The sequence below is a fragment of the Arthrobacter koreensis genome, assembly GCF_035792275.1.
GTDB classification, from domain to species: domain Bacteria; phylum Actinomycetota; class Actinomycetes; order Actinomycetales; family Micrococcaceae; genus Arthrobacter_B; species Arthrobacter_B koreensis_A.
This window is the reverse complement of sequence record NZ_JAMWKK010000001.1, coordinates 180,016-195,253: the sequence shown is the minus strand read 5'-3', so window position 1 is coordinate 195,253 and position 15,238 is coordinate 180,016. Positions and strand designations below refer to the sequence as shown.

Annotated in this window: 14 protein-coding genes; 6 read left to right on the top strand and 8 right to left on the bottom strand. The window is 63.1% G+C overall.

The features are described 5' to 3' along the window. Positions 1-93: 93 nt before the first annotated feature. The 8 genes from NGB94_RS00905 to dnaA all read right to left on the bottom strand — a co-directional run bounded on the left by NGB94_RS00905 (position 94) and on the right by dnaA (position 11,555). Positions 94-600, bottom strand: a complete 507-nt coding sequence (locus NGB94_RS00905; RefSeq protein WP_325788390.1) for a DUF3566 domain-containing protein — start codon at positions 598-600, stop codon at positions 94-96. Continuing rightward, entirely contained in the window at positions 597-3,230 is a 2,634-nt protein-coding gene (gyrA, locus tag NGB94_RS00900; RefSeq protein WP_325788389.1) for a DNA gyrase subunit A, read from the bottom strand. The genes NGB94_RS00905 and gyrA overlap by 4 nt, the downstream gene beginning before the upstream one ends. Before the next feature lie 48 nt (positions 3,231-3,278). After that, on the bottom strand, positions 3,279-5,345 hold the full coding sequence (gene gyrB, locus NGB94_RS00895; RefSeq protein WP_418910585.1) for a DNA topoisomerase (ATP-hydrolyzing) subunit B: 2,067 nt from the start codon (positions 5,343-5,345) through the stop codon (positions 3,279-3,281). A gap of 282 nt (positions 5,346-5,627) precedes the next feature. After that, complete coding sequence (locus tag NGB94_RS00890; protein ID WP_325788388.1) at positions 5,628-6,173, bottom strand: DUF721 domain-containing protein; 546 nt, start codon at positions 6,171-6,173, stop codon at positions 5,628-5,630. After that, positions 6,157-7,341: a DNA replication/repair protein RecF gene (gene recF, locus NGB94_RS00885; RefSeq protein WP_325788387.1), complete on the bottom strand. Its 1,185-nt coding sequence runs from the start codon at positions 7,339-7,341 to the stop codon at positions 6,157-6,159. Before recF ends, NGB94_RS00890 begins: the two co-directional genes overlap by 17 nt. An 85-nt stretch (positions 7,342-7,426) precedes the next feature. Continuing rightward, the gene (gene gnd / locus NGB94_RS00880) at positions 7,427-8,383 is read right to left on the bottom strand and encodes a phosphogluconate dehydrogenase (NAD(+)-dependent, decarboxylating) (RefSeq protein ID WP_325788386.1); all 957 of its coding nucleotides are present in this window, start codon (positions 8,381-8,383) and stop codon (positions 7,427-7,429) included. Between the two features lie 67 nt (positions 8,384-8,450). Then, positions 8,451-9,575 carry a DNA polymerase III subunit beta gene (dnaN, locus tag NGB94_RS00875; protein ID WP_325788385.1) on the bottom strand — a complete coding sequence of 375 codons (1,125 nt, stop codon included), beginning with the start codon at positions 9,573-9,575 and terminating at the stop codon, positions 8,451-8,453. Between the two features lie 561 nt (positions 9,576-10,136). Further along, on the bottom strand, positions 10,137-11,555 hold the full coding sequence (gene dnaA, locus NGB94_RS00870; protein WP_325788384.1) for a chromosomal replication initiator protein DnaA: 1,419 nt from the start codon (positions 11,553-11,555) through the stop codon (positions 10,137-10,139). 463 nt (positions 11,556-12,018) lie between these two features. Here dnaA and rpmH point away from each other — a divergent pair, with 463 nt between their 5' ends. The 6 genes from rpmH to rsmG all read left to right on the top strand — a co-directional run bounded on the left by rpmH (position 12,019) and on the right by rsmG (position 15,173). Beyond that, positions 12,019-12,156, top strand: a complete 138-nt coding sequence (gene rpmH, locus NGB94_RS00865; RefSeq protein WP_055854070.1) for a 50S ribosomal protein L34 — start codon at positions 12,019-12,021, stop codon at positions 12,154-12,156. Positions 12,157-12,217: 61 nt separating this feature from the next. After that, positions 12,218-12,577 carry a ribonuclease P protein component gene (gene rnpA, locus NGB94_RS00860; RefSeq protein WP_325788382.1) on the top strand — a complete coding sequence of 120 codons (360 nt, stop codon included), beginning with the start codon at positions 12,218-12,220 and terminating at the stop codon, positions 12,575-12,577. Positions 12,578-12,591: 14 nt separating this feature from the next. Further along, positions 12,592-12,981: a membrane protein insertion efficiency factor YidD gene (gene yidD, locus NGB94_RS00855; protein ID WP_325788380.1), complete on the top strand. Its 390-nt coding sequence runs from the start codon at positions 12,592-12,594 to the stop codon at positions 12,979-12,981. Between the two features lie 9 nt (positions 12,982-12,990). Further along, entirely contained in the window at positions 12,991-13,953 is a 963-nt protein-coding gene (gene yidC / locus NGB94_RS00850; RefSeq protein WP_325788378.1) for a membrane protein insertase YidC, read from the top strand. Continuing rightward, complete coding sequence (locus NGB94_RS00845) at positions 13,950-14,489, top strand: protein jag (protein ID WP_325788377.1); 540 nt, start codon at positions 13,950-13,952, stop codon at positions 14,487-14,489. The genes yidC and NGB94_RS00845 overlap by 4 nt, the downstream gene beginning before the upstream one ends. 54 nt (positions 14,490-14,543) lie before the next feature. Further along, positions 14,544-15,173 carry a 16S rRNA (guanine(527)-N(7))-methyltransferase RsmG gene (rsmG, locus tag NGB94_RS00840; protein ID WP_325788375.1) on the top strand — a complete coding sequence of 210 codons (630 nt, stop codon included), beginning with the start codon at positions 14,544-14,546 and terminating at the stop codon, positions 15,171-15,173. The last annotated feature ends 65 nt before the right edge of the window (positions 15,174-15,238 follow it).

The window sequence follows — 15,238 nt, the reverse complement described above, 5'->3', positions numbered from 1 at the left end:
GAGATAAGACTCTACCGTACCGCCGGCCAGTTCCCCAAATCGGGTTCCTTTTCCCGGCGCGGGCCAGAGGCCCGCGACGGGAGGAAACTGTTCTTAGTCGTCGGTGAGGGTGACGCCGATGCCGCCCACCAGGGTGGAGGCGATGTTGTAAAGCACGGCCGAGAGCATCGACAGTGCGGTCAGAAGCAGGACGTTGACGACGGCGATGATCGTCGCGAAGGAGACGACCTGTCCCAGCGAGGCAAACTCACGCAGGTCGAAGCCACCGGACTCGGAGCCGGCAATTTCGCCCAGCAGGTCGTTGACGCGGTCGAAGATGCCGGTGAGGTCCAGGACCGTCCACAGCACGATCGCGGCCACCACCGTGACCACTCCGAGGGCAACAGAGAGCAGGAAGGACATCTTCAGGACCGACCAGGGGTCGATCTTGCTCACCAGCAGGCGGGCCTTCCGGGCCTTCGCCTTGGGTGCCGGCTTCACCAGCGGCTGCCGGTTGCTGCCTGGCGCGCTCTGACCCGTCCCAGGCCGCTGGGCGGGCCGTGCCGGGGTTTTCACCCGCGGACCGCCGCCGGACCTGGCGTTAGAGTTGGTCGAGCTCACTCGCTACCTCCATCTTCAGCAGACTGCGCGTCGCGCCCAGCCGTTTCGTCTGTAGACAACGGTACTTCATCCACAGATACCTCCACAGACTCGCCGTCGGCAGCTGCCTCGTCCTCGTCCGTATCCACGGCGAGGTCACGCTCGGAGTTCCGGGCCACCGCAATAATGCGGTCGTTCTTGTCCGGCTTGGCGAAAATGACGCCCATGGTGTCGCGGCCCTTGGCGGGGACGCCGGAGACCGCGGAGCGCACAACCTTGCCGCCCTGCATGACCACCAGGACTTCGTCCTCTTCCTGGACGACCATTGCGCCCACCAGGTGGCCGCGGTCCTCGTTGTACTTGCCCACCTTGATGCCCAGTCCGCCGCGTCCCTGGACCCGGTATTCATCAACGCTGGTGCGCTTGGCATAGCCGCCCTCAGTGACGATGAACACATAGGAATCTTCGGTGACGACGTCGGCTGCAAGCAGCTCGTCATCCTCGCGGAACTTCATGCCCGTCACGCCCGAGGTGGCGCGGCCCATGGGACGCAGTGCCTCGTCGGTGGCGGTGAACCTCAGAGACTGGCCCTTGCGGGAAACCAGCATCAGGTCATCGGTTTCGCTGACCAGCTGGGCTGAGACCACTTCGTCGCCTTCGCGCAGGTTGATCGCGATCACGCCTGCAGAGCGGTTGGTGTCGTAGTCCTGCAGCTGCGTCTTCTTGACCAGGCCGCGCTTGGTGGCAAGCACCAGGTACGGAGCAGCCTCGTAGTCGGGCAGGTCCAGGACCTGGGCAATGTGTTCTCCGGGCTGGAAGGCCAGGAGGTTCGCTACGTGCTGGCCCTTTGCGTCGCGCCCGCCTTCGGCCAGTTCGTAGGCCTTGGCACGGTAGACGCGGCCCAGGTTCGTGAAGAACAGCAGCCAGTGGTGCGTGGTGGTCACGAAGAAGTGTTCCACGACGTCGTCTCCGCGCAGCTGTGCTCCGCGGATGCCCTTGCCGCCGCGGTGCTGTGCCCGGTAGTTGTCGCTGCGGGTGCGCTTGACGTAGCCGCCCCGGGTGATGGTGACGACCATTTCCTCTTCGGGGATCAGGTCTTCCATGCTCATGTCGCCGTCGTAGCCCATCAGGACCTTGGTGCGGCGCTCGTCCCCGTGCTTGTCCACGATCTCGGCCAGCTCTTCGCTGACAATGCCGCGCTGGCGCTCCTCGGAGGCCAGGATGGCGTTGTATTCGGCGATCTCGATTTCCAGCTTGGCGTGCTGATCCTGGATCTTCTGCCGTTCCAGGGCAGCCAGGCGGCGCAGCTGCATGTCCAGGATGGCCTGGGACTGCAGTTCGTCGATGTCCAGCAGCTGCATCAGGCCGGTGCGGGCTTCATCCACGGTGCTGGACCGGCGGATCAGGGCGATGACCTCATCCAGTGCGTCCAGTGCCTTGAGCAGGCCGCGCAGGATGTGTGCGACTTCCTCGGCCTTGCGCAGCCGGTAGCGGGTACGCCGGACGATGACCTCGAGCTGGTGGGTGACCCAGTGGCGGATGAAGGCGTCCAGGCTCAGGGTACGCGGCACGCCGTCGACAATTGCCAGCATGTTGGCGCCGAAATTGTCCTGCAGCTGGGTGTGCTTGTAGAGGTTGTTCAGCACCACCTTCGCGACGGCGTCGCGCTTGAGCACGATCACCAGGCGCTGGCCGGTGCGGCCGGAGGTTTCATCGCGCATGTCGGCGATGCCGGTGATTTTGCCGTCCTTGACCAGTTCGGCGATCTTGATGGCCAGATTGTCCGGGTTGGCCATATAGGGCAGCTCGGTAACGACCAGGCAGGTGCGGTTCTGGATTTCCTCCACGTTGACCACGGCGCGCATGGTGATGGAGCCGCGGCCGGTGCGGTAAGCGTCCTCAATGCCCTTGTGGCCCAGGATGGTGGCGCCGGTGGGGAAGTCAGGACCCTTGACCCGCTTGATCAGCTCCTCGAGCAGCTCCTCGTTGGAAGCCTCCGGGTGCTCCAGGTACCACTGCACGCCGTCGGCGACTTCGCGCAGGTTGTGCGGGGGGATGTTGGTGGCCATGCCGACGGCGATGCCTGAGGAACCGTTCACCAGCAGGTTCGGGAACCGTGCCGGCAGGATGGTCGGTTCCTGGTTTCGGCCGTCGTAGTTGTCCATGAAATCGACGGTTTCCTCGTCGATGTCGCGGACCATTTCCATGGCCAGCGGGGCCATCTTCGTCTCGGTGTAACGCGGTGCCGCAGCGCCGTCGTTGCCCGGTGAGCCGAAGTTGCCCTGTCCCAGGGCCAGCGGCGCGCGCATGACCCAGTCCTGGATCAGGCGGACCAGGGCGTCGTAGATCGCCGAGTCGCCGTGCGGGTGGTACTGGCCCATGACTTCGCCGACCACGCGGGCGCACTTGTTGAAGGACCGGTCGGGGCGGTAGCCGCCGTCGTACATCGCGTAGATCACGCGGCGGTGCACAGGCTTCAGGCCGTCACGCACGTCCGGCAGGGCGCGTCCGACGATGACCGCCATGGCGTAGTCCAGGTAGGAGCGCTGCATTTCGGTCTGCAGATCGATCTGCTCCACGCGGTCGGAGAGGACGTTCCCGCTGACGGGTTCGAGTTCGCCGCCGGGGACCTCCGGGGTCTCATCACTCATTGGTTGTGTTCCGTTCTAAGTTCTTGAAAAGTCCGGGTAGCTGCGGCACTAGATGTCCAGGAACCGGACGTCCTTGGCGTTCTGCTGGATGAAGTTGCGGCGGGATTCAACGTCCTCACCCATGAGTACCGAGAAGACCTGGTCCGCGGAAGCGGCGTCGTCCATGGTGACCTGCAGCAGTGTGCGGTGGTCGGGGTCCATGGTGGTGTCCCAGAGCTCGGTGTAGTCCATCTCGCCCAGGCCCTTGTAGCGCTGGATGCCGTTGTCCTTGGGCAGGCGCTGGTTGTTCGCCAGTCCGCGGGCTACCACTTCGTCGCGTTCACGGTCGCTGTAGACGTAGTCGTGCGGGTGGTTGGACCACTTGATGCGGTAGAGCGGGGGCTGCGCCAGGTACACGTAACCCTGCTCGATCAGCGGACGCATGTAGCGGAAGAGCAGCGTCAGCAGCAGCGTGGTGATGTGCTGGCCGTCGACGTCGGCATCTGCCATGAGCACGATCTTGTGGTACCGGGCCTTCTCCACGTCGAAGTCCTCGCCGATACCGGCGCCGAAGGCCGTGATCATGGACTGCACTTCGGCGTTGGACAGGGCACGGTCCAGCCGGGCACGCTCCACGTTCAGGATCTTGCCGCGCAGCGGCAGGATGGCCTGGGTTTCCGGGTTGCGGCCGCGCACGGCGGAACCGCCGGCCGAGTCACCCTCCACAATGTAGATTTCGGACTTGGAGGGATCCTTGGAGGAGCAGTCCTTCAGCTTGCCGGGCATGCCGCCGGATTCCAGCAGGCCCTTGCGCCGGGTGGATTCGCGGGCCTTGCGGGCGGCGAGCCGTGCCTGGGAGGCCTGGATGGACTTGCGGATGACGTCGCGGGCCGGGCCGGGATTGCGTTCGAGCCAGTCACCAAGCTGGTCGGTCACGACGCGCTGGACGAAGCCCTTGACCTCGGAGTTGCCGAGTTTGGTCTTCGTCTGGCCTTCGAACTGCGGTTCGGCGATCTTCACGGAAATGACGGCCGTGAGGCCCTCACGGATGTCGTCGCCCGTGAGGTTGTCGTCCTTTTCCTTGATGATGTTCTTCTCGCGCGCGTACCGGTTGATCAGCGAGGTCATGGCTGCACGGAAGCCTTCTTCGTGCGTGCCGCCTTCATGCGTGTTGATCGTGTTCGCGTAGGTGTGGACGCTCTCGGAGTACGCGGTGGTCCACTGCAGGGCCATTTCCACGGCCATCTTCTTGTCATTGTCTTCGGTTTCGAAGGCAATGATGTCGTCGTGGATGACCTCCACCTTTTTGGAGCTGTTCAGGTGGTGGACGTAGTCCAGCAGGCCGTTGGCGTACATGTAGTCAACGGTGCGGTGCTTGGGAGCGTCGTCGTCCTCGGTGGCGTCGTCAGCGATCTCCTCCGCAGTCTCATCCAGAGCGCGCTCGTCTGTCAGGACAATGCGCAGGCCCTTGTTCAGGAACGCCATCTGCTGGAATCGGGCACGGAGGGTCTCGAAGTCGAACTCGGTGGTTTCGAAGATTTCCGGGTCCGGGTAGAACGTCTGGGTGGTGCCGGTTTCTTCCGTTTCCTCACCCTTGCGGAGGCTGCCCACCGGGTGGCCGCCGTTCTCGAAGGACTGGTGCCAGACGAAGCCCTGGCGCTTGACCTCGGTTTCGACGCGGGCAGAGAGGGCGTTGACCACGGAGATGCCGACGCCGTGCAGGCCGCCGGAGACGGCATATCCGCCGCCGCCGAACTTTCCGCCGGCATGCAGGATGGTCATGACAACCTGGACCGTCGGCATGTTTTCCGTCGGGTGCATGTCCACGGGGATGCCGCGGCCGTTGTCAGAGACCCGGACACCGCCGTCGGCCTGGAGCGTCACATCGATGCGGTCACAATATCCGGCGAGTGCTTCGTCAACCGAGTTGTCCACCACTTCGTACACCAGGTGGTGCAAACCGCGGGGACCGGTGGAACCGATGTACATACCCGGGCGCTTGCGGACAGCTTCCAGGCCTTCGAGGACAGTGATCTCGTTGGCACCGTATTCGTGCGGCGCCAGGGCCTCGCTGTCTTCCTGGGGGACGGGCTCCGTGTTGTCTAGCTCGTTGCCAAGCTCATTGTCGTTAGCCACAGGTGCTGTCGACTCCTCTTGTGTCGGTCAGAATTTGGCACCCCTCCTGCAGCGGACAGGGCGCCTCTATTACCAATTCTACCGTGCTAAGGGGACCTTTGCTGGCCAAAACACCCCTCCAGCGGCCACTAAAGCGGGTTATGAGCGGTTTTTAAGCACTTCCACGGCTCCGGATACGTCCTGCAGGGTTTGCAGCCCGCAAACCCGCACGGAGGGCGTGTGAACGCGAGCACAAAAACAGTGTTTTTTCAACAACTTTTTTCGCACCCGTCCCACGGTCAGCTACCCGTAGGTGTCCCGCGGGCCGCGCCCCTTGACGCTGCGCAGGCCCTTGCGCCAGTTTGGCGCCGCCGGTCCAATAACTTCGATTCGGGTGACGACGCCGGGACCAAGTTCTGCGTCGAAGCGCTCTATCAGTGCCGAGCGCAGCAGGCGCAGCTGGGTGGCCCAGGCGGTGGAGTCGCAGCGGACCTGGACCGTGCTGTCGGAGAAAGACTCGGGTTTGCAGTGTGCGCTGACGTCCGGGCCTACCAGTTCTTCCCAGCGTGAAATGACGGATCCCACGGCTACCGGCGAATTCCAGCCCCGTTCGTTAACGAAGCGGCTGAACACCTTGCCCAGGCCCTGGGGGTCACGTCCCGTGTACTCCCCCGGAATGAACGGCGCGGACTTGCGGGCCTGTTTCCGCCTGCCGGCCGGTACCCGCTGGTTCCCGCGGGCCTGCGCTGCCTGGCGCATCCGGTTCAGCTGCTCCTGGGCGGCATCGGGGAGATCATTTGCTTCGGGGCCGGGGAGTTCCGGACCCGGGGACTCAGCCGGCGGCTGCACGGATTCCTCCAGGAACCACCGGTATCTGTTCTCCGGCAAGGGCATCTGGAATGTCCTCGCCCACTGCTGCGGTAACCAGTACCTGCTCGGCTCCGGCCACGATCGAAGCAAGCCGTCCGCGGCGTCCCGAATCGAGTTCGGCAAAGACATCATCCAGGATCAGGATGGGACCTGATCCGGGTTCCGGATCATCCTCCCGGAACAGGTAGTAGGAGGCCAGGCGCATCGCCAGTGCAAGCGACCAGGTCTCACCGTGGGACGCATATCCCTTCGCCGGTGCCTTGCCAAGCGAGAGTTCGACGTCGTCGCGGTGCGGACCTACCAGCGAAACTCCGCGGTCGATTTCGTGCTTCCGGTTCGCGGCGAAGGCCTGCAGGAACCGTTCGCGCAGTTCTTCCTGAGTCAGCCCCAGCAGCTCGGCAGGATCCGCGCCCGCCGGGGAGGCGCCGTCGTCGTCCACGTCCCCAAGCAGTGTGGAGCGGTAAAGGCCGCGGGCTTCCTTGGAACCGTCGGTGAGGTCCCGGTAGGCGCCCTGGAGGTGCGGGCTCAGCCGGTCCAGTGCCTGCAGGCGGGCGGCAACCAGCTGCGCTCCTGCCTCGGCCATGTGATGGTCCCAGACCTCAAGTGTCGCCTCGTGGGCGGAGGTAAACCGGCCGCTGACGCGGGCGGACTTCAGGAGGGCGTTGCGCTGTTTCAGAACACGTTCGTAGTCCGCGCGGGTGGCAGCGTGCCGCGGAACCAAGGACACGATCAGGTCATCCAGGAACCGGCGGCGCGCGGACGGATCGCCTTTGACCAGGGCAAGGTCCTCAGGGGCGAAAAGCACGGTGCGGCAGATGCCCAAGATGTCCCGGGCACGGACCGGGTTGGCCCGGTTGATCCGGGCACGGTTGGCTCTTCCCGGATTGATCTCCACTTCCAGTGCCGTGGCCTGGGAGCCACGGACGATGCGGGCACGCACCAGGGCCTGCTCGGCATCGAAGGCCACCAGCGGGGCATCGGAACTGACGCGGTGGGAAGAGAGCGAAGCCAGATAGCCGATGGATTCAACGATGTTGGTCTTGCCGGTGCCGTTGGGGCCGACAAAAACGCTGACGCCCGGGGTCAGGCTGAGGTCCAGCTGGCTGTAGCTTCGAAAACCGGTCAGGGAAAGGTAATCAACGTACACGCTGCTCCACCTGGGCCTGCCTTCCTCTCCGTGCATGTGCTGCGGGCCGAGCGCCGGCAGCCTTTCCCATCCAGCCTACCGCCGCTCACTCCGGAGCCCCTGTTTCACCCATCGCCTGCTCGGCCTGCGACTGCGGCCGCCCGGCAGGGGCCTCCGAACCGGTTGCCTGACGCACCGCGTGGCCTCCGAACTGTCCCCGCAGCGCCGCCACCAGTTTCATGGCCGACGATTCTTCCTGCCGGGACGTGAAACGGGCGAAAACTGCTGCCGAAATCACCGGAGCCGGAACTTCGGCGGCCAGGGCTTCCTCCACGCTCCAGCGGCCCTCGCCCGAGTCCTCCACGAATCCGGCCACCCGGCTCAGCCCCGGATCGTCCCTGACCGCCCTGACCGCGAGTTCCAGCAGCCAGGAGCGGATGACTGTTCCGCTCTGCCAGGCACGGAGTATCCCGGCTACGTCGCCGATGATTTCCTGGGATTCGAGGAGCTCGTAGCCCTCGGCATAGGCCTGCATGAGCCCGTATTCGATTCCGTTGTGCACCATTTTGGCGTAATGGCCGGCACCGATGGCGCCGGCATGAACGAACCCGTCGGCGCGTTCCCCCTCCGGGCGCAGCGCGTCAAAGACCGGCATTGCTTCGGTGACATCGGCTCCGTCTCCGCCGACCATTAGCCCGTAGCCGTTTTCCCGGCCCCAGACTCCGCCCGAGACACCGCAGTCCAGATACCGGATCCCTTTCGCCGCAAGGCGTTCGGCGTGTTCCCGGTCATCGGTGTAGCGCGAGTTGCCGCCTTCGATCACGAGGTCTCCCTCGCCGAGGACCTCGGCAAGATCCGCAATCACAGCCGACGTTGCGCTGCCGCTCGGAACCATGACCCACACAATCCGGGGAACCGTCAGCAGTGCCGCCAGTTCTGTGAGTGAACCCGCGTCTGAAAGCACCGGATTCCGGTCGAAGCCGGATACCTGGATGCCTTTGGACCGCAGGCGCTCCCGCATGGGCAGGCCCATCTTTCCCAGTCCAATCAGGCCAATGTGCATTTCGGTTCCTTCCTGTTCAGGTCCACCGGAATGGACTGGAAAGGCTCTCGAAACGCGGGTGAAAGCCTTACTGGTTAGGCAGCCGGACCGGCATCAGCAGGTACCGGTAATCTTCCTGGTCGTCACCGGTGAGCTCTTCCTGTGCGGAGATCACAGCGGGCTTCGGCGGGGTGGTGAAAGAGAAGCGCACATACTTGCTCGGGAAGGCGCCGAGGCCTTCACTGAGGTAGTGCGGGTTGAAGGCAACGGTAATTTCGTCGCCTACCAGCGAAGCTTCGAGGGCTTCCGAGGCCTGCGCATCCTCACCGGTGCCGGCGTCGAGGGTCACCTGGCCGTCGGTAAAGGCCAGCCGGACAGGAGTGTTCCGTTCGGCGACAAGTGATACGCGCCGGACAGCTTCCACCAGCGCATGGGTTTCCACGGTGGCATGAATCGGCGTGTTCTCGGGGAAAAGCGAACGGATCTTGGGGTAGTCCCCGTCCACCAGCAGCGACGTCGTCCGCCGGCCGCCGCTCTCGAAGCCGATCAGTTCGCTGTCGCCGGACAGGGCAATGTTCAGGTCTCCGCCGCTGCCAAGGGTCTTGGCCACTTCGTTCAGGGTCTTTGCCTTGACGAGTGCGGAAGTCGAAATTCCAGGGGTAGCCGGCTTCCACTGGAGTTCCCGCAGCGCCAGCCGGTAGCGGTCGGTGGCGAGGAACGTAATGAGATCGTCTTCGATCTCCATGCGGACACCGGTGAGGATCGGAAGGGTATCGTCACGGCTCGCGGCGATGATCACCTGGGAAACGGCCTGGGCGAAGGCATCACCGTCAACAACGCCGCTGACGTCCGGAAGAGCTGGAAGTTCGGGGTACTCGGAAACCGGCATGGTGGCGAGGTTGAAGCGGCTGTTCCGGCAGGTCAGTGTGACCTTGGAGCCATCGGTTTCCACGTCCACCGGTGCGGAGGGCAGGCTGCGGCAGATCTCAGCCAGGAGCCGGCCGGAAACGAGGATGGTTCCTTCTTCGGAGATGTCCGCGGGAATCTGAAGCCGGGCAGAAATCTCGTAGTCGAAGCTGGCGATGCTCAGCGACCCTGACTCGGCCTTGATCAGCAGGCCCGAAAGCACTGGAACCGGCGGGCGGGGGGAGAGGGACCGTGCTGTCCACGTAACCGCCTCGGCCAGGACATCCCGCTCAACTCTGAACTTCACTGCAGGGTGCCGCCTTTCACAACGTACTTATCAGTACTACTGAACTTTCATGAACACGTGAGGGAGCAAATCGTGCGGCAGTGCCGCCCGGGCTGTCCGCCTGGGACTCACAACAATACTCTGTGCCAGCTTACCGCCAGCATGGTTTTTCCTGCACGGGGAACCTACCGGGCGAAGCTTTGTGCGTTTGCCTAACACCCCTGACACCCCCGGAGCCGTCCCTGATTTTCTCCTGGAAGGAAGGTCGGATGTTTGGCGCAGAAGGTCAGATGTTATTTGGTGGAACCCAAATTCTTAAGATTCGTAGTGTTAATAACTCCTGTGGATACTGTGGACAACTCGCCCCAGCGGCCCGGATCTGCGTTTTAAGCCTGTTGATAACTTGTGGATGGTTAGCCTACGCGCTGCGGCGGGGTGTTGGGAACTTTTTTGTCGTTCCGCGTATCCACAGGGAAGTGCACGCTGAGCCGGGTTGTCCACCGAGTTATCCACACCCTTGTCCACATCTGTTAATTTCGAGCCCCTTCGGGGCCCTTACATCCCTGCACTGGCGCGGATTTTCTAGGCTTCCCGCTGCTGCTGCTTGATCCGGTTCGTCAGTTCGGTGACCTGGTTGTAGATCGCGCGGCGTTCTGCCATAAGCTCGCGGATCTTCCGGTCGGCGTGGATAACGGTGGTGTGGTCACGGCCGCCGAGTTCCTGGCCGATCTTCGGCAGGGACATGTCCGTCAGTTCCCGGCAGAGGTACATGGCGATCTGCCGGGCCGTGACCAGCGTCCGTGTGCGGGATTTGCTGCACAGCTCCTCGAGGCTGATCTGGAAGTAGGCTGCCGTCTGCCCCAGGATGGAAGCCGCTGTGATCTCCTGGGCCCCGTCGTCGGTAATGAGGTCCTTGAGGACAATCTCGGCCAGCCCTACATCCACCTGCTGGCGGTTGAGGCTGGCGAAGGCGGTTACCCGGATGAGCGCGCCTTCGAGTTCACGGATATTGGTGGAGATCTTGGAGGCGATGTATTCCAGGACATCGTCCGGGGCGCTGAGTGAGTCTCCAATCGCCTTCTTGCGGAGAATGGCGATGCGGGTTTCGAGTTCCGGAGGCTGGACGTCCGTCAGCAGGCCCCATTCAAAACGGGAACGCATGCGTTCCTCGAAGCCCGAAAGCTGCTTGGGCGGCAGGTCGGACGTGATGACCACCTGCTTGTTGTGGTTGTGCAGCGCATTGAAGGTATGGAAGAACTCTTCCTGGGTCGCATCCTTGTTGGCCAGGAACTGGATGTCATCAATCAGCAGAATGTCTACGTTGCGGTAGAGCTGCTTGAAGCTGGCGCCTTCGTCGTACCGGATCGAGTTGATGAAGTCGTTGGTGAATTCCTCGGAGTTCACGTACCGGACGCGGATGCCCGTATAGAGATGACGGGCATAGTGCCCGATCGCGTGAAGCAGGTGGGTCTTGCCCAGTCCCGAGTCGCCATAGATGAAGAGCGGGTTGTAGGCCTTGGCAGGAGCCTCGGCCACGGCGACTGCGGCGGCATGGGCGAACCGGTTGGAAGATCCGATGACGAAGGTCTCAAAAACGTACTTGGGGTTCAGCCGGCCGAACTCCTGTGACGTGCTCGGCGGAGTGGGAGACGGCGCGCTTTCGCCTGAGGGCACTGGAGAGGGGGCGGGTTCCTCCGGTTCCGGTTCCGGTTCAGCCTGTACAACGGGGGTCAGGTCGGCGTCGATCACAAAGGCGCACTGGATGTCGGCCTGGAAAACGGTCTTGAGGACCTCGTCGAGGATGTTCTTCAGCTGGGTCTGGAGGACTTCGCGGGTGAGTTCATTGGGAACAGCCACCAGCAGAGTGGTACCGATGAGGCCCTGCGCCTGGGCCAGGACCACGAATCCGCGCTGCCGGGGCGAGACCCTGTCATCGGACTCCAGCGTCCGGATGACCTTCCGCCAGGAGCTGCCGACATCGTTGATTTCGTCCGTACCCACAAAAACCTCTCGTGACGCCCGCTTGGGCGGTCTAAGAAACCGGGATCCAGGCCTGGATTCCGGAGGGCTCATCCACAGAGTTATACACAGCGGTGGATAAAACGCCCCGCGCCAAGCCTAGATCAAGATTTCCCCAGCCGGTAGCTGGATTCCTGCGGCCCCGCGCGACTTGGGATGTCCCTCACAATGTCACGTCCGGACGCCGTCCGCGGCACTTGTCCACAGGTGTTGACGGCCGCAGGCCCACAGCCCCGTGGATCTCCGGTTTGACTGGATTCGGGGACTCACCTAACGTTGAGTAGTCCTTTGTGTCTGCTATCTGCACTCATTCATGCCCATCAGGGTTCTGGGAATCAGGGTCCAGGTCCGGGTTGAGCGTAGTCAGTCACATGAAAACTTAGCGCCGCTTGTGCTTTCCCCTTGATGCAGCAGGCGCAGCGCATATTGTCTTGGAGTAACCACCGTGAGCAAGCGGACTTTTCAGCCGAATAACCGCCGTCGTGCCAAGAAGCACGGCTTCCGCCTTCGCATGCGTACCCGTGCCGGCCGTGCCATCCTTTCCGCACGCCGTTCCAAGGGCCGCACCGAACTGTCGGCGTAGAACAGCCTTAGGTTTGCCGATGCTGCAGCAGCAGCTCAGTCCCACCACCCTGGCGTCCTGAATGCTGGCCGCGAGGAACCGGGTACGGTCGTCGGCGGATTTTTCCCATACCGTACGTTCCGGTGCCCGAAGCGGGCGCCGGAACGTAGTCTTATATGCAGTGCCAAACCCGGCCGCGCCCACGCGCGTCGGGTTCATTGTGTCGAAGGCCGTTGGGAACGCCGTGACACGCAACCTCGTTAAGAGAAGACTGAGAGAAGCAGCAGCGCAGAGCCTGGCAGAAAACCCCACCGGGTTGGACATCGTCGTCAGAGCGCTGCCGCCGGCGGCGTCAGCGTCGTGGGCGCAGATCAGCGCCGATTATGCGGGCGCCCTCTCTGCATGTTTAAACAAGCTTTCCCGGCAAGATCCACACAGATGAGGGAGGGGCAGAACATGGGCCGCACCGGAAGTGATCCGGCGAAGGCCTCTGTTGTTGCTGCCTTTTTCCGGGCCGTCCTGCTCTTTTTCTGGCACCTGCCGAGAAACCTCCTAATTGGTTTCCTCATCGCCTACCGCAAGGTAGTCTCCCCGCTCTACGGGCCGGTGTGCAGGTTCTTCCCATCCTGCTCGGCGTACGCCCTTGAGGCCGTAACCGTGCACGGTGCGGTAAAGGGGACCTGGCTGGCCGCGCGGAGGCTGGTTCGCTGCCATCCCTGGAACGACGGCGGAGTCGACCATGTGCCTGCTGGCCGCCGGAGCTGGCCCCAGGAGTCAGTCCCCAAGATTATTGTGCTGAATCATCCCGTGATTCCGGCAGACGAAGACAGCCGCTCGGCGGCTTGAGGAGTGTAAATGGGTTTCTTCGACACGATCATGTTTCCATTCAAGTGGGTGGTGTCATGGATCATGTGGATCTTCCACGAGGGATTTGTATTCCTCGGGATGGACGCCGCCTCGGGCTGGACCTGGACCCTTTCCATCATTGGCCTGGTTATCGTCATCCGGGCCGCCCTGATCCCGGTCTTCGTCAAGCAGATCAAGGCCCAGCGCGGGATGCAGTCGCTGCAGCCTGACCTGCGCAAGCTGCAGCAGAAGTACAAGGGCAAGACCGACCAGCTCTCGCGCCAGGCCATGACGCAGGAGCAGATGGCCCTGTACAAGAAGCACGGCACCAACCCCTTCGCGGCCTGCCTGCCGATGCTCATCCAGATGCCGTTCTTCTTTGCCCTGTTCCAGGTGCTGAACGGTGTTTCCAACGCCAGCTCCGGCGGCGAGGGAATTGGCGCACTGAGCCACGACGCCGTCGTTCAGTTCGATGAAGCGACCATCCTTGGCGCACCGCTCTCCTCTTCCCTGCTGCACGGATTCGGTACCGAGGGCCACACCTCGGTGATCGTTCTGTCGATCATCATGATCGTGGCCATGACGGCCTCGCAGTTCATTACGCAGAAGCAGATCATGTCCAAGAACATGTCTGAAGAAGCGCTGCAGAGCCCGTTCATGCGCCAGCAGAAGATGATGCTTTACGTACTGCCGCTGGTGTTCGGCGTTGGCGGTATCAACTTCCCCATCGGTGTCCTTATCTACTGGACCACCACCAACCTGTGGACCATGGCACAGCAGTTCTTCGTGATCCGCCGCATGCCGACTCCCGGTTCCCCCGCCGCCAAGGCGCTGGCCGAGCGTCGTGCGCGCAAGGGCCTGCCCATGGTCCCGCTGCTGGGCGAGAAGAAGGCCGAGCCGGCTGAAGAAGTACCCGTCCCCGCCAAGGGCCAGCGCCAGCAGCCCCAGCGCAAGAACAGGAAGAAAAGATGAGCACTGAGCACGTCGACGAGACCGTGGAAGAACTGTCTGAGCCTGCCGGGAACGGCGCTGTGAACCGCCTGGAAGAAGAAGGCGACGTCGCTGCGGACTACCTCGAGGAACTCCTCGACATTGCCGACATCGATGGTGATATCGACATCGAGGTCCGCAGCGGCCGCACCTACATTTCCGTCGTTTCCGAAGAGGGGGACGACTCCGGTCTCCAGTCCCTCGTAGGACATGACGGAGAGGTCCTGGAGGCTCTTCAGGAGCTGACCCGGCTGTCGGTGCTCACTGCCACGGACAGCCGCTCCCGGCTGGTGCTGGATATCTCCGGCTACCGCAGGGAGCGCAGCGAAGAACTGCACCGTATTGCTGAGGACGCCGTCTCCCGTGCCAAGACCTCGGGCAAGGACATCGCCCTGGCGCCGATGAGCGCCTACGAGCGCAAGATCGTGCACGACGCCGTAGCGGAGCTGGGACTCGTCAGCGAGTCCGAGGGTGAAGGCGCGGGCCGGCACATCGTGGTGTCCCTGCCGGACGCTTAGCGCAGCCGGTTCCGGAATCTGCCAAGACCCAGTTGAGACAAGGATTGTTTGTACGTGGTTGAGATAACGCCTGCCGAGCATTCGGCGGCGGTTCAGGTTTTTGGTGCCCGCCTGCCCATGGCAGAGCGTTATGTTGAGCATCTTGCTACATCGGGGATGGAGCGTGGACTGCTTGGCCCGCGTGAAGTTCCCCGGCTGTGGAGCCGCCACGTGCTCAATTGCGCTGTTGTCGCTGACCTGATTCCGCAGGAGAGCAAGGTTGCCGATGTCGGGTCCGGCGCCGGGCTGCCCGGCCTGTGCCTGGCCATTGGCCGTCCCGATCTCTCAATGACCCTCATGGAACCGCTGGAGCGGCGGGTAACCTGGCTCAACGAGGTCGTTGCGGATCTCGGCCTTGAGAACGTGACGGTGATCCGCGGGCGCGCAGAACAGGTTGTGGGGAAGGTGGACGTCGACGTCGTTACCGCCCGCGCAGTATCGGCGCTTTCGGGCCTGGCAGGCCTGACCATTCCGCTGCTGGGAGGATCCGGTGAGGTCCTTGCGATCAAGGGACGCAGCGCAGCGGAGGAGATTGAGAAAGCGGCGAAGCAGATCCGCAAGCTCGGAGGCAAGGAAACCACGGTAGTGACTGCCGGGGAGGACGTTCTCGAGGAGCACACCACAGTCGTGCGGATTGTGGTTTAGTACAGCGCAGCGGTCATCCGCTGTGCACACACCCGTACCGATCCCGGTATTTGGCGGGCCAGCCG

What these genes read in the sequence shown, in the direction of transcription:
- gyrA (WP_325788389.1), bottom strand. Translation starts at nt 3,230, where the DNA reads ATGAGTGATGAGACCCCGGAGGTCCCCGGCGGCGAACTCGAACCCGTC.
- gnd (WP_325788386.1), bottom strand. Translation starts at nt 8,383, where the DNA reads ATGCACATTGGCCTGATTGGACTGGGAAAGATGGGCCTGCCCATGCGG.
- rnpA (WP_325788382.1), top strand. Translation starts at nt 12,218, where the DNA reads ATGCTGGCCGCGAGGAACCGGGTACGGTCGTCGGCGGATTTTTCCCAT.
- yidD (WP_325788380.1), top strand. Translation starts at nt 12,592, where the DNA reads ATGGGCCGCACCGGAAGTGATCCGGCGAAGGCCTCTGTTGTTGCTGCC.
- yidC (WP_325788378.1), top strand. Translation starts at nt 12,991, where the DNA reads ATGGGTTTCTTCGACACGATCATGTTTCCATTCAAGTGGGTGGTGTCA.
- NGB94_RS00845 (WP_325788377.1), top strand. Translation starts at nt 13,950, where the DNA reads ATGAGCACTGAGCACGTCGACGAGACCGTGGAAGAACTGTCTGAGCCT.